The 13,041-nt window shown below is 66.4% G+C and carries 15 protein-coding genes and 1 tRNA gene; 11 read left to right on the top strand and 5 right to left on the bottom strand.

The genetic code is table 11. From position 1 onward, the window contains the following. Positions 1-38 precede the first annotated feature (38 nt). From arcC to PLZ73_09795, 3 genes are all read right to left on the bottom strand, one after another. Complete coding sequence (gene arcC / locus PLZ73_09785; protein ID HOO78166.1) at positions 39-1,007, bottom strand: carbamate kinase; 969 nt, start codon at positions 1,005-1,007, stop codon at positions 39-41. A gap of 36 nt (positions 1,008-1,043) precedes the next feature. Continuing rightward, positions 1,044-2,114 carry an ornithine carbamoyltransferase gene (locus PLZ73_09790; protein HOO78167.1) on the bottom strand — a complete coding sequence of 357 codons (1,071 nt, stop codon included), beginning with the start codon at positions 2,112-2,114 and terminating at the stop codon, positions 1,044-1,046. Positions 2,115-2,258: 144 nt separating this feature from the next. Further along, on the bottom strand, positions 2,259-2,765 hold the full coding sequence (locus tag PLZ73_09795; protein HOO78168.1) for a DUF456 domain-containing protein: 507 nt from the start codon (positions 2,763-2,765) through the stop codon (positions 2,259-2,261). An 85-nt stretch (positions 2,766-2,850) separates the two neighbouring features. Between PLZ73_09795 and PLZ73_09800 the strand changes: the two genes are divergently transcribed. Together PLZ73_09800 and PLZ73_09805 are read left to right on the top strand one after the other, a co-directional pair. Continuing rightward, positions 2,851-3,192 carry an aspartate 1-decarboxylase gene (locus PLZ73_09800; GenBank protein ID HOO78169.1) on the top strand — a complete coding sequence of 114 codons (342 nt, stop codon included), beginning with the start codon at positions 2,851-2,853 and terminating at the stop codon, positions 3,190-3,192. Between the two features lie 26 nt (positions 3,193-3,218). Continuing rightward, complete coding sequence (locus PLZ73_09805) at positions 3,219-3,920, top strand: rhomboid family intramembrane serine protease (protein ID HOO78170.1); 702 nt, start codon at positions 3,219-3,221, stop codon at positions 3,918-3,920. Here PLZ73_09805 and dinB read toward each other — a convergent pair. After that, positions 3,917-4,981, bottom strand: a complete 1,065-nt coding sequence (gene dinB / locus PLZ73_09810; GenBank protein ID HOO78171.1) for a DNA polymerase IV — start codon at positions 4,979-4,981, stop codon at positions 3,917-3,919. The genes PLZ73_09805 and dinB overlap by 4 nt on opposite strands. Before the next feature lie 153 nt (positions 4,982-5,134). Between dinB and PLZ73_09815 the strand changes: the two genes are divergently transcribed. Further along, positions 5,135-6,328, top strand: a complete 1,194-nt coding sequence (locus PLZ73_09815) for a hypothetical protein (GenBank protein ID HOO78172.1) — start codon at positions 5,135-5,137, stop codon at positions 6,326-6,328. Here the strand turns inward: PLZ73_09815 and PLZ73_09820 are convergent. Continuing rightward, on the bottom strand, positions 6,318-7,223 hold the full coding sequence (locus tag PLZ73_09820; GenBank protein ID HOO78173.1) for a hypothetical protein: 906 nt from the start codon (positions 7,221-7,223) through the stop codon (positions 6,318-6,320). The two genes, PLZ73_09815 and PLZ73_09820, sit on opposite strands and share 11 nt — an antisense overlap. 143 nt (positions 7,224-7,366) lie before the next feature. Here PLZ73_09820 and PLZ73_09825 point away from each other — a divergent pair, with 143 nt between their 5' ends. From PLZ73_09825 to wecB, 8 genes are all read left to right on the top strand, one after another. Next, positions 7,367-7,579, top strand: coding sequence for a twin-arginine translocase TatA/TatE family subunit (locus PLZ73_09825; protein HOO78174.1), 213 nt, complete (start codon positions 7,367-7,369; stop codon positions 7,577-7,579). A gap of 5 nt (positions 7,580-7,584) precedes the next feature. Continuing rightward, positions 7,585-8,343: a twin-arginine translocase subunit TatC gene (gene tatC, locus PLZ73_09830; GenBank protein ID HOO78175.1), complete on the top strand. Its 759-nt coding sequence runs from the start codon at positions 7,585-7,587 to the stop codon at positions 8,341-8,343. 26 nt (positions 8,344-8,369) lie between these two features. Continuing rightward, positions 8,370-8,582 (top strand): DUF3276 family protein, encoded by a 213-nt coding sequence (locus PLZ73_09835; GenBank protein ID HOO78176.1) that lies wholly within the window; start codon positions 8,370-8,372, stop codon positions 8,580-8,582. Positions 8,583-8,607: 25 nt separating this feature from the next. After that, positions 8,608-8,680, top strand: a tRNA-Ala gene (locus tag PLZ73_09840). A 105-nt stretch (positions 8,681-8,785) separates the two neighbouring features. Then, positions 8,786-9,673 carry a decaprenyl-phosphate phosphoribosyltransferase gene (locus PLZ73_09845; GenBank protein HOO78177.1) on the top strand — a complete coding sequence of 296 codons (888 nt, stop codon included), beginning with the start codon at positions 8,786-8,788 and terminating at the stop codon, positions 9,671-9,673. A 4-nt stretch (positions 9,674-9,677) separates the two neighbouring features. Next, the gene (locus PLZ73_09850) at positions 9,678-11,261 is read left to right on the top strand and encodes a glycosyltransferase family 39 protein (protein ID HOO78178.1); all 1,584 of its coding nucleotides are present in this window, start codon (positions 9,678-9,680) and stop codon (positions 11,259-11,261) included. Then, entirely contained in the window at positions 11,258-11,917 is a 660-nt protein-coding gene (udk, locus tag PLZ73_09855; protein HOO78179.1) for a uridine kinase, read from the top strand. Before PLZ73_09850 ends, udk begins: the two co-directional genes overlap by 4 nt. After that, on the top strand, positions 11,914-13,032 hold the full coding sequence (gene wecB, locus PLZ73_09860; protein HOO78180.1) for a UDP-N-acetylglucosamine 2-epimerase (non-hydrolyzing): 1,119 nt from the start codon (positions 11,914-11,916) through the stop codon (positions 13,030-13,032). The genes udk and wecB overlap by 4 nt, the downstream gene beginning before the upstream one ends. The last annotated feature ends 9 nt before the right edge of the window (positions 13,033-13,041 follow it).

Raw genomic sequence — 13,041 nt, forward strand, 5'->3', positions numbered from 1 at the left:
GCCCGGGCCGCCGGGGCGAAAGCCGCCGGGTACCCGGCTCAGCAGACGGGGTCCGGGATGATCCTGGTCCCGCACTTGCCGGCCAGGGCGTCCACGGCCTTATCCAGGCTGGTGATGATGGATTCCTGTCCGCCCCAGGCCAGGAAGCGCAGGCAGGCGAGGACCTTGGGGCCCATGCTCCCGGCCTTGAAATGTCCCTGGTCGTAGAGCTTCTTCATTGCCGAGTAGGTGATGCACTCCACGTTCTTTTCCTCGGGCGAGCCGAAGTTGATCTTGGCGTGGTCGACGTCGGTGAGGATGAGGAATTTATCCGCCCCCACCACTTCGGCCAGTTTTTCCCCGGCCTTGTCCTTGTCGATCACGGCCGCGGTTCCCTCCAGGTCGTCGCCCCGATAGATGACGGGAACGCCGCCCCCGCCCGAGCAGACGACGATGATCCCGGAGTTGACCATCCGCCGCACGGCGTCGTATTCGATATTCTTCAGAGGATCGGGCGACGGCACCACCCGCCGGAAACGTTTTTCAACGTTGGCGGGTTTGACTTCCTTGATTATGTAGTCGGGGCGCTCGGCCTTGATCTTCGCGGCTTCTTCCTTGGTGTAAAAGGGGCCGACCGGCTTGCTCGGGTCCTGGTAATCGGGATCGTCTTCGCTGACCAGCACCTGGTTGACCAACGCGGCGACCGGGATCGGGAGCTTTTCCCGCCAGAGCATGTTCTGCAGCGTCTGCTGAAACATATACCCGATCTGGCCTTGGGTCATGGCCCCCACGATATCCAAAGGCTGGGGCGGGACTTCCCCCGCGCCCGCTTCCTGCTGGATAAGCAGGTTGCCGGCCTGGGGGCCGTTCCCGTGGGTGATGACCAGGCGGTAACCCTTTTTCAACAGTTTGACCAGCTGCTCGCAGGTGATGGCCACGTTGCGGCGCTGTTCTTCCGCGGTTCCCTTTTCGTCGGCCTGTTTGATCGCGTTTCCGCCCAGGGCGACTACGACTGTTTTTCTTGCCATCTTACTTTCTCCGCTTGGTTAGGGGTCGATCGCCCGTCAATCGAGGAAACCGGCCATGGTCGCGGCCATGACCGCTTTCTGCCCGTGGAGACGGTTTTCGGCGACATCGTAGATACAGGAATTGGGCCCGCTGGCGACCTCGTCGGTCACTTCCGAACCGCGGTCGATCGGCATCGGGTGGGTGTAGATGCCGTTGTCCGTCGCGGCCATTTTCTCGGCGGTGCAGGTCCAGCCCCGATATCCCAGCGCCTTTTCGATCTCTTCCTGCTTCCGAAGCTCTCCGTCCCGGTAGGCCTCGGGGCTCATCCAGTTGCGGGAGTAGACGACGTGCGCCCCGTCGTACCCGGCTGCGGAGTCGTGCGTGACCTCGAAGGTCCGGTCGTTGGTTTCGCAGTTCATCTTGGCGGCGGCGACGACCTCGGGGTCGAGATCGTAACCTTCGGGATGGGCCACGGTCACGTCCATGCCGTAGCGGCTGCCGATGAGAATGGCTTCCTGAACCGAGCAGAGGGAACGGCAGAGAGCCCCCTGGGCCCAGGTCAGAAGCAGCTTCTTCCCCTTGAGGGCGTCGGGGTCGAAGGTCGTGGCCAGCGTACCGGTCGCCAGCTTGCCCTGCGGGGCCAGCCATTCGATCCAGCCCATGACGTCGGCCAAACCTTGGCACGGGTGAAACTTGTCGTGGGCCATGGAAATGACGGGCATCTTCGCCCATTTGGCGTATTCCCGGAGGAGATCGTCCCCCTGGCCGTAGGCGGCGATCTTATCCTCGAGGATGCGGATTCCCAGTCCGGCGGCGTAGCGGTCCATGACCTGGGCGGCGTCCTCCACGGTTTCTCCCGCGGACTTGGCCGTCTTCAAGCGCATGCTCTTGGGTTCCAGAAACTGAGCGTGGGCGCCCAGTTCGGTGGCGGCGGCCTCGAAGGACTGCCGGGTCCTGACCGAAGGATTGTAGAAGAACATGAAGAACTGTTTGCGGAAGAGGATGTCGAGGTATTTGGAGCCGAAGCGGTCCTGCTTCATCTCGAACGCGAGTTTCAAGACCCGGTCCAGGTCCTCTTTCGCCCATTCCTGGGTGCAGATGAAATCTTTATACTTCAGGTTTCCCATCGTCGTCCTCCTTTGCGGGATTGCCTGCGCCGGGGTTAGCCCGGGCTGTCTCAGTTCCTGTGCGGTCCTACGGGGCCGGAAAACAACCGTGACATAATATAGAGGGGCGGTGCCGCCGTCAATCCCGCAATGCCGCCGCCGGGCTTACGAGCCTCCTGCGAGGAGTTCGAAGAGGAATATCCCGGCCATGGCCAGGCTGAAAACGATCTTCATGAGCGTCCCCCCCAGAAAGCCGAGGAGACTGCCCCCGCCGACCTTGAGCGAGAGCAGGGCCCCGCGCCCGCCGAAGATAAATTCGAAGAGAAAGGCGCCGGCGAAGACCCCGACCAGGAGCCCGGGAAGGGAACCGAGCAAAATCCCCGCCATCCCCCCCAGGATTGACCCCCAGGCGCCCCAGGCCGATCCCCCGAACTTCCTCGCCCCCACGGCCGAAGCCAGATAATCCAGGACCTGGGCCAGCGCACCGATCGCCCCGATGACCGCCAGGCTCAACCACCCGACGGGAGAGAACCCGGAGAGCAGGCAGTAGACCAGGACCCCGGCGAAGACCAGGGGGGGGCCCGGGAGGGAAGGGATGAAACTCCCCGCCAGCCCCGCCAGGATCAGCGCCCAGGCCACCACCAGCCGCCCGGCCTCGCTCAGCCAGTCCATGGCGTCTCCTTTCCGGTTTTCGCCGGTTGACCGCCCGCCTTGCGGTTTGCTATTTTACCTACCCCGGAACGATTTGGAGAAAAAAATGCGCTGGATGCTCCGCTCCAAAATACACAACGCCACCGTGATCGACGCCAACGTCGACTATATCGGGAGCGTGACCATAGACGAGGACCTGATCGAGCGGTCGGGGCTGATGGTAGGGGAAAAAGTCCTGGTCGTGGACAACACCAACGGCGCCCGGATCGAGACCTACGTGATCAAGGGCGAGCGCGGTTCCGGGATGATCTGCATGAACGGCGCCGCCGCCCACCGGATCAAGGTCGGCGACCGGGTCATCATCATGGGGTTCGAATTGACCGACGAGCCCATCCGGCCCCGGATCATACTGGTCGACGACGACAACCGTTACCTGAGCCTACTCTGAACGGGGGCGCGGTCTCCGGGAAGGCGTTGAATCCGGACGGAGAGAAAACGATCCGCCGGCCGACCGCCGTCGCCGTTCTGGTGCTGGCGACGGCACTGGTTTTCCTGGCCCAGGCCGTTACGGGGCCGGGCGCGGCCGTCGCCCGGTTCGGTTCCGTTCCCTATTACCTGACCCACCCCTCGGCGTCGCGTCTTCCCGCGGAAAAAGTCGCCGGCCTCGGGGACGAGGCGGTCCCCCCTCCGATCCCGGGACGCGTCGGCGCGCTCTTCACGGCGACCTTCCTCCACGCGGACTTCATCCACCTCCTCCTCAACCTGTTTTTCCTCTGGATCTTCGGGGGCGCCGTCGAAGAGGCGCTGGGAGCCTGGAGGTTCGTCCTCCTTTACCTGGGCTGCGGGGGCGCCGGGGCTCTGGTCCATGCTCTCGCGCACCCCGGTTCGCCCCTGCCCCTGGTCGGGGCCAGCGGAGCGGTTTCCGGCGTCATGGGAGCGTTCTTCGCGCTCTTTCCCCGGCGGCGGGTTACGCCCGTTCTTCCGCTGGTTCCCTTTTTTCTTCCTCCCGCCGTCCTTCCCGCTTCGGTTTTTCTCGGGCTCTGGTTCCTGGTTCAGATCCTTTCCCTGGGGGCCGGCCCGGAGACCGCTTTTCTCGGCCACGTTTCCGGGTTCCTCCTGGGAGCGGTCTGGGGTCGGGCATGGGGCCGGCGTAGCTCCGCCGGCCCGGTCCGCTAGAAAGAGAGGGTGAGCTGAAGGCTCCCGCCCTCTCCGGGGAGGGGGTCGAGGGAGGAGACGCAGACTCCCAGCAGCCGGACCGGATCGGCGGGGGGCGGGGAAAGAAGCAGTTCCCGAACCGCCGCGGCGATCTCTTCGCCCCCTTGAACCGGCCGCGAAAGCGTCCGGCTCCGCGTGGTGGTCCGGAAGTCGGCGGTCCGGATTTTGACGGTGACGGTCCGGCCGCGCCGCCCCCGGCTCCGAAGCCTTTCGCCCACCCGTCCGGCCAGTTTCTCCAGCTCCGCGGCCATCTCCCCCAGCCGCGCCAGGTCCCGGGGAAAGGTCGTCTCCGCGCCCATCGATTTGGGCGGCCGGGCGGGCACGACCGGCCGCCCGTCGATTCCGAAAGCGAGTTCGTGAAGGGTCGGCCCGAACGACCCCAGGCGTTTGCAGAGTTCCTCGACGGGAAAAAGCCTGATGTCTCCCGTGGTCCTCACCCCCAGTCCCCGCAGCTTCTTCAAGGTGGCGGGCCCGATTCCCGGGATCTTGGCCGGGGGCAGGGCGGCGACGAACGACTCCACCGCTTCCGGACGGATTACGGTCAGTCCGTCGGGCTTGCGCAGGTCCGAGGCGACCTTGGCCAGGAACTTGTTCACCGAAATGCCGGCGGAGCCGGTCAGCCCGGTTTCGGCGCGGATCCGGAGCTTTATCTCCCGGGCGATGGCGGTGGCCGAAGGGATTCCCTTGAGGTTGGCGGTCACGTCCAGAAATGCCTCGTCCAGGGAAAGAGGCTCGACCAGGTCGGTATAGGCGGCGAAGATCGCCCTGATCGCTTCCGAAACTTCCCGGTAGGCTTCGAAACGGGGAGGGACGAAGATCAGGGACGGGCATCGCCGCCGGGCGGCGGAGGAGGGGAGGGCGGAATGAACGCCGTAACGGCGGGCCTCGTAGCTGGCGGTGCAGACCACGCTGCGCCCGCGCGGGCTCCCCACCGCCACCGGTTTTCCCCGCAGCCGGGGGTCGTCCCGTTGTTCGATGGCGGCGAAAAAAGCGTCCATGTCGATGTGGATGATCTTCCTCATGCCGACCCGGAATTTTCTCCTTTGCCCCCGCGTTCGGTTCCTGGGGAATGGACAATCGTCCCCCGCGGAGCTACTATCGGACGATAGCAACCCGGCTTGCCGTTGGCAACCGGCGGTTGCGCCAGTTTCAACCCGGACCCGGAGGAGAGACCCATGACGATCGGCGTGACGTCGGCGGTGTTCCTGGGAGCCCTGGCGGCGGCGGTTCCGGAGCCCCCGGCCGCGGGAGATGGCGACGTTATTTACGACTTTCTCAAACGGGGCGAGCTCGGCGGCCGCGTGGGAGCCGCCTTCAACATGACCTGGCCCCGCGAGGACGACGCCCGCGATTACGGAGAGGCCTGGGGACTGGTCGAACTCGAGTACGAGACCGCGTCGCTGGAAGGCTTCCAGGCCGGGGTCTGGGCCCTCGGGGTCCAGAAGATATGGGAACAAAACAAGGGGGATTACGACGCGCTTTTCCTCCACGAACTGGACCTGCGCGAACTGTACCTCTCCTACGGCGGGGACGGGTCGCGGGTGGAGGCCGTCGCCGGCCGCCGCGGCCTTTTCCGGGCGCCCTCCACGGACGGGGATTCCCATGAAGGCGCCCAGCTCCACCTGGTTCCCCTGGAAAACCTCGATTTCTACGGCGCCGCCATCCACCGGTGGATCAACAACGACCGCACCAGCTTCGACGACAAGGGGATCACGGGGTGGGAGGACGTCGGCGATCTCAACCGGGAGGCGGGGAGCGGGTTCTATACGTTCGGGTTGAACTGGAGCATCCCCGACAATGCCTCCCTGCTCGGCTACCTCAACTACCAGGACGACGTCATGGCCGTGACCGGTGCCCGGGGCATCCTCGGGTTCCCGCTCTCGGACGATTGGAGGATCGGGTGCGACGGCATCTACGCTTACCATTGGAACCTTTTCCCCGATTCCGTCGCCCCGGGGTACGAAGACGTTCAGGAACTGCTGGTGCACGCATCCGTTTCCTGGAGGGAGATCTGTCTGGGCGGAGGGTGGTATTACCTTTCCGACGACCGCTGCGACATTATCGCCGGGGTTTTCGATTCGTTCGATCCCATGCAGGACGACGACTACTATCCCCTCGACGAGCTCAACGACGCCGATGAGTTCTTCTTCGACCTCGTCGTCGAGCTGGAGCCGCTCAGGATCGAGACCTACTACTCCTTCGGCCGGAACCACGCCCACGGCGTCTCCACCCGGGAGTTCGACCTCTGGGTGTTCTGGAACATCACCACGGCCCTGGAACTGGGCGGATATTACATCTGGACCGATTACGACGGCGGCGATATCCCGGACTATCAGCGCGCCGGCAGCAGTCTCGCGATCAATTTCTGATCCCGCCCCCGGCTTCCCGGAGGAGAAGGCCGTGGAGGATTCCGCGGTCGCTGACGACGGCGGTCTCCAGGCCTCCGCGCTCCATGATCGCGGCCGCGGCCGCGCAGCCGGCCGGGAAGATGTCCGCCCGGTCGGCGGGGAGTCCCGCCACCGCTTTCCGGTCCCGGAGGGGAAGGGCCGCCACCCTGTGCCCGATGGCGGCGATCTCTTCCAGGAAAACCTCGGTCCCCTGGACGCGGGCGCCGTCGTAAGTCTCCAGGCCCAGCTTGACCGCGGCCAGGGTGGTGAAGGTGCCTCCCACTCCCACCAGGGATATCGGGGAGGAGAAGAGTTCGAGGGGAAGCCGGCGGGCCAGGTGGCGCGCCCGCGCCCGCGCCGGAGCGTATCCGTCGCCGCTTTCGTCCCGGAGCCGCACGCAGCCCAGGGGTATCCCGGCGAAGAGCCAGGTTTTGGGGGCGACCCCGGGCCGGATAAGTTCGGTGCTTCCCCCTCCGGGATCGGCGACCAGATACGGCCCCGCCTCCGGCGGCAGTCCCGACACCGCTCCTTCCCAGGCCAGGACGGCTTCTTCGCGGGGTTCGACGACCTCCACCTCGATGCCCAGCTCCCGCGCCCGCTCCAGCAGTTCCCGGGCGCCGTCCGCCCGGCGCAGGGCTTCGGTCCCCACCGCCGCCGTCCGCTCGACCCCGTTCCGGGCCAGGGCGGCCCCGATGCTTTCGAGGGCGCTCAGGGTTCGTTCGACCGCCGCCCGGTTCAGCTTTCCCCCGCGCAGACCGGCCCCCAGCCGCGGAGTTTCGATCCCCGTCTCCAGGATTCGGGGGGGACGATCCGGGGAAGTCTCCGCCACCAGGTAGCGCACGGAATTGGTCCCGACATCGACAGCGCCGATCCTCATGTAACGCTCCCCGCCCGCGGCGGTTTTCGTGGACGCCCCATGATTTCAGTTCTCCGACGGCGGCGCAAGCTTTTGCTCGGCCCGCGTTCTCCTGTTGCTCGGGGGGAGAAGCTGGTATAATCGGATCAAAAGGAGAAACCGCCATGCCCTTACTGCTTTTTTCCGGAATAGGTTGGGGGGAACTGGCTCTGGTGCTGCTCGTTCTTTTCCTCATCTTCGGCGCGCGCAAGTTTCCCGAGATCATGCGCTCGTTGGGCAAGGGGGTGAACGAGTTCAAGAGATCCCTGGACGAGGGGGCGGATTCCGGGGATAAGAACCAGGCTCCGCCGCCGGAGGAAGAAAAGAAGCCGGAGTAAACCCGGTGGAGGAAAAAACCTTCGTCGAGCATCTCGAGGAACTGCGCGGCCTCATCCTCCGGTCGGCGCTTGTTTGGGTTGCGGCTTCTGCCGGCTGCTTCGTTTTCGCCGGTTCCCTCCTCGACGCTCTGCGTTTCCCCTTGACCCGGCTCGCTCCGGCGGGCGCCCCGGCGCTGCGCACGCTCTCGCCCGCGGGCGTGATGGTGATGAACCTGAAGCTGTCGGCGGCCGCGGGGTTCGTCGTGGCGTTCCCCGTCGTCCTCTGGATGTCGGCGCGTTTCGTCTCCCCCGGCCTCGAGCCCCGGGAAAAAAAGGCGGCTGCGGCCGTCCTGGGCGCGGGCACCGCCCTCTTTCTTCTGGGCGCGTTCTTCGTATACTTCGGGCTGCTCCCGATCTCCCTGCGCTTTCTCCGCGACTACGCCCTCGGCTACGGCATCGAGCCGGCTTGGACATTGGAGGAGTACGTCGCCTTCGCCGCCGCCCTGATCCTGGGCGGCGGAGTCGCCTTCGAGTTCCCGGTCGTGGTTCTCGGCGCCGTCGCCCTGGGATGGACCGACGCCCGCCGCCTGCGCCGCGCGCGGCCCTGGGTGGTGGCGGCAGTCCTCCTCGCCGCCGCGTTGCTCACCCCGCCCGACGTTGCCTCCCAGGTGATTTTAGCGGTTCCGGTGTTGATTTTATTCGAGATCTGTGTTTTCCTTGCAAGGTTCATGACCGGGCGCTCGCGGGCCGGGGCGTCCGGAGGGAGACGGAATGAGACCGCGTAAGGAGGTGGGTCATCGCTACCGAGGAAATTTACAGCAAGAGGATCTCCTGCGGGAAACGCACCTACTTTTTCAACCTCAAGGAGCAGGAAAGCGGGACCAGGTTCGTGGACATCGTGGAATCCCAGTATGACCGGGAAGAAGACCGGCACCAGCGGATCCGCCTGGTTATTTTCGAGGATCATATCGACGAGTTCGTCGACGCCCTGCGCGAGATCGGCGACGAACTGAAAAAGCGTTAACGTTTCCGGTCTTGGACCGGGACATGGGGCCGTAGCTCAGCTGGGAGAGCGGCTGGTTCGCAATCAGCAGGTCGTGGGTTCGAATCCCATCGGCTCCATCTCGGCCTCCTTCGCGGCGCAACGCGGGCGGGGTCCGAACCCGCCCCGGCGGCGGGACCGCCCCGAATACCGTCGGTCCGGCGGGGAGGGCGGAGGGGGTGCTCATGATCAAGGTTATCCTCATCTCGATGCGGCCGCGGCAATGGCTGAAAAACGGTTTTGTCCTGGCCGCCCTGGTCTTTTCCCGCGGTTTCGTCGACTCGTCCAAAGTCGGCCGGGCGCTCTGGACCATGGCGGTTTTTTGCTGCCTCTCCTCGGCGGTATATATTTTCAACGACGTCGTCGACCGCCGGCGCGACGCCCGCCACCCCCGCAAGCAGGGGCGCCCCATCGCTTCGGGGCTTCTTCCGGTTCCGTCCGCCCTGGCGGCCGCGGTTCCGCTGGCCGCCGCCGGTCTGGCGGGGGCTTTCCTCGTCTCTTGGACGGTGGGGCTGGCCGGGAGCGCCTACCTGGTCCTGATGCTGCTCTACTCCCTGATCCTGAGCCGGATCGCCATCGTGGACGTCCTGGTCATCGCTCTCGGTTTCATTCTCCGGGTTCTGGCCGGAGGCCTCGCCGTCGGGGTCGGGATCTCGAACTGGCTCTACCTCTGCACCTTCCTCCTGGCGCTGTTTCTGGCCCTGGGCAAACGCCGCCGTGAGGTCGGCGACCGCCCCGAAGCCGCCTCCGGGACGCGTCCCCAACTTTCCTTGTACACCGGGAGCCTTCTCGACCAGATGATCTCCATCGCCGCCGCCGCCACCCTCATGGCCTATGCGCTGTATACCCTCGACGGAAGGACCCGGGCGGAGGTCAGTCCCCTGATGTTTCTGACCCTTCCCCTGGTGGTATACGGCCTCCTGCGCTACGTCTTTCTGCTGCAGTGCCGGGGAGCGGGCGAGGAACCCGAACGGGTCCTCCTCTCCGATCCGGCTTTGCTGGGGACGGTGGCGCTCTGGGTGGGCGCGGTCGTGGTCATTCTCTCCGTCGCCGGCGCGGGGGGAGGGGGCTGAGGCCGTGTCCGCGTCCGGGAAGAAAACCGCCGTCCTCACGGCCGCGGCCCTGGTCGCCGGAATCGTAATCTCCGCCGCCGCCGTCGGCGGGGCTTTCGATCCCCTGGTGGGGTTGAACGCCCCCGAAGCGATCGGAGGTCTCGACCTGGGGCAGGAAGCGGCCCGGTTGGCGTCGGGGCGCGGTTTCACCACCGGTTTCATCCGCCCGGTCAGCCTGCGTTTCAACGACAGTTTCACGGCCCATCCCGATTTCGCCAACCCTCCGCTCTACGTGCTGGTCCTGGCCGCGGCCATGGCGGTCTTCGGGCGGAGCGACGCCCTCCTGGCCGGGACCTCGGCCGTGTTCCTCTGGCTCTGGGCTTTTCCTCTCTGGTGTACCGTCTCGCGGATATTCGGCAAGCGGGAGGCCGCCCTGGCCCTGTTTCTCTATCTGGTTTCGCCCGCGCTTCTGGACGAGGCCGCCGCGGCTTCGCCGGCGCCGTTTCTGGCGGGGTTGGTCATGGGAGCGGTCGTCCTCACCGAGTGGAGCCGCGCGCGCCGCCCGGTATCCGCCCTTGTTCCCGGGATCTGCGTCGGCCTGGGGTACCTGGGGCATTATACCTTCGGTCTCTGGCTGCTTCCGGCCGCAGTCTACCTCTGGCGGTTCGCTCCCGGGCGCCGGGGAGCCCGCGTCGGCTGGCTCCTGGCCGGGGCGGTCCTGGTCTCCCTGCCCTGGCTGGTCAGGAACGCGGTCCTGGTCGGCAATCCCTTCTTTTCCCTCTCCGGGTACCGGGTCTACATGTTCACGGACGCTTCTCCGGGGCACACTCTCTGGCGCGGGTTCGGAAGCCGGAGCCTCCTGGTCCCGGGCCGGGCGGGGGCCCTGCTGGGCAAGGCCCTGGTGGGGTTGAGGGACGGCGTGGAACAGGTGCTGTTCCTCACCGGCAATATCGCCTCGGTCTTTATCCCGGCCTCCCTCTTCTGCCGTTTCGGCGACGGCCCCCGAGCCCGCTACCGGTGGCTGTTCTTCTCCTTTTTCGCCGTGGAACTGGCGGCCTGGACGCTCTTCCGTCCCGGGGAGAGCGGGCTGCGGGCGTTCATCCCGGCCGGCACCGCGCTGGTGTCCGCCGCTTTCCTGCGCCTGGGCGCCGGTTTCGGTTCCCGGGGACGGACGGCGGCCCTCTCCGTCTTCGTTTTCCTGGTGCTCCTTCCTTCCTGGAGCGGCTTCGTCCCCGCTCCCTATCCCCGGGTCGCGATCTACAACCCCGGCCTGATCGAAGAGATCTCCGCGGCGGTTCCTCCCGACCGGGTGATCGTTTCCGACGTTCCCTGGGCGGTGGCCTGGTACGGGGACCGTTCTTCCCTCTGGCTCCCCGCCCGGGTGGGCGATTACGAGGAGATCAACCTCTACTACGTTCCGCCGGTGGAAGCGTTTTACATCACCGCTTTCTACCTGGGGCCCTACTACGATCCGGGCGAGCGCGACCCGGGCTGGCAGCGTCTGACCGCTTCCGGTTGGCTCCCCGAGGGTTGGAACCTCCGGCACCGCCATCCCCTTCCGGGGGGGCAGGTGCTGCTCTCCGCTTCGCCGCTGCTGGGGGAACGATGACCCCCCGCTCCGGTTCGAATCCGGTCTCCCCGCTCATGGTCGGCATCGCCGGGGGGACCTGCGCCGGTAAGACCACCTTGGCCGGCAACCTCGGCGCGCTGTTGCCGGAATACGCCCTGGCCGCGATCCAGTTCGACGCCTACTATCTTCCCCTCGACCACCTCGACCTCCACCAACGCGCCCGGATCAACTTCGACCGCCTGGAGAGCCTGGACCGGGCCCTCTTCGCCGAACACCTGGGACTGCTCCGGGCCGGCCTGCCCGCTCCCGTGCCGGTCTACGACTTCTCCGCTCATCTGCGCCTGCCCCGGGTCGAGATGCTCCATCCGGGGGATGTGGTCATCGTCGAGGGGATCCTGCTGCTGGCTGCCCCCGAGCTGGTCGAGCAGCTCGACCTCAAGGTCTTCGTGGACGTGGAACCGGACGTGCGCCTCGGCCGCCGGGTCCTGCGGGACATGGCGGAGCGGGGGCGTTCGGCGGAATCGGTGATCGCCCAGTACCTGGAATCCGTCCGGCCCATGCACGAGCTGCTGGTCGAGCCTTCGCGCCGGTCCGCCGACCTGGTGGTCCGGGAGGGAGGCCTCAACCCCGAAGCCGTGGCCGCGGTGGCCGGGGCCATCAGGAACGAACTGAGCCGGAGAAGGAAGAAGCGATGAAAACCAAGCCCGCCCGGGTCGCCTGCGTGGTCGGCGCCCGCCCCAACTTCATGAAGATGGCCCCGATCCTGGAGGCGATGGCCGGGGCGCCCGGCCTCGAACCGGTTCTGATCCATACCGGCCAGCATTACGACCGGGAAATGTCCAAGGCGTTTTTCGACGATCTGGGCATGCCCCGCCCCCAGGTCGATCTCAATGTCGGCTCCGGCCCGCACGGCCGCCAGACCGGGCTGATCCTGGAGCGCTTCGAACGCATCCTCATGGAATCCCCGCCGGACCTGGTCCTGGTGGTGGGCGACGTGAATTCGACCATCGCCTGCGCCCTGGCCGCGGTCAAACTGCATATCGGCGTGGCCCACGTCGAAGCCGGTCTCCGCAGCCGCAACCGGGAGATGGCCGAGGAGATCAACCGGATACTCACCGACCGGATCAGCGACTTTCTCTTTACCACATCCCGGGCCGCCGGAGAGAACCTGCGGGCGGAAGGGATCGGGGAGGAGAAGATCCATTTCGTGGGCAACGTCATGATCGACACCCTGCGCCGCCTGGAACCGCGCGCCCGGCGGGAATCGACGATTTTGGAAACGCTGGGGCTCGAGGGCGCCCCTTACGCCGTTCTCACCCTCCACCGCCCCGAACTGGTCGACGATCCCGGTTCGCTGAAGGCACTGGCGGCGACGCTCATCCCCCTCTCCCGGAAAATACCGGTGGTCTACCCGGTCCACCCCCGGACCCGCAACCGGTTGGAGGAATTCGGGCTCATGCCGGATCTGCTGGCGGCGCCGGGCATCCGCCTGCTCGGGCCCCGGGGGTATCTGGATTTTCTTCGGCTGTTGGCCGACGCCCGGCTCGTTCTCACCGATTCCGGGGGCATCCAGGAGGAGACCACGGTGCTCGGCGTTCCCTGCCTGACCCTGCGCCCGGAGACCGAGCGTCCGGTTACGGTCCTGGAGGGGACCAATATCGTGGTCGGCCTGGACGGCCGCCGGATCATGGGCGAAGTCGAATCCATCCTGGCCGGGAAGGGTAAGCGGGGACGCGTCCCCGAACTTTGGGACGGCCGGGCCGCCGAGCGCATCGTGGCCGTGCTTTCCCGGGCCCTGGCCGCGGACTGAAAAGGCCCT

Source organism: bacterium, from assembly GCA_035380285.1.
In the GTDB taxonomy this organism is placed as follows: Bacteria; Auribacterota; Erginobacteria; order Erginobacterales; family DAOSXE01; genus DAOSXE01.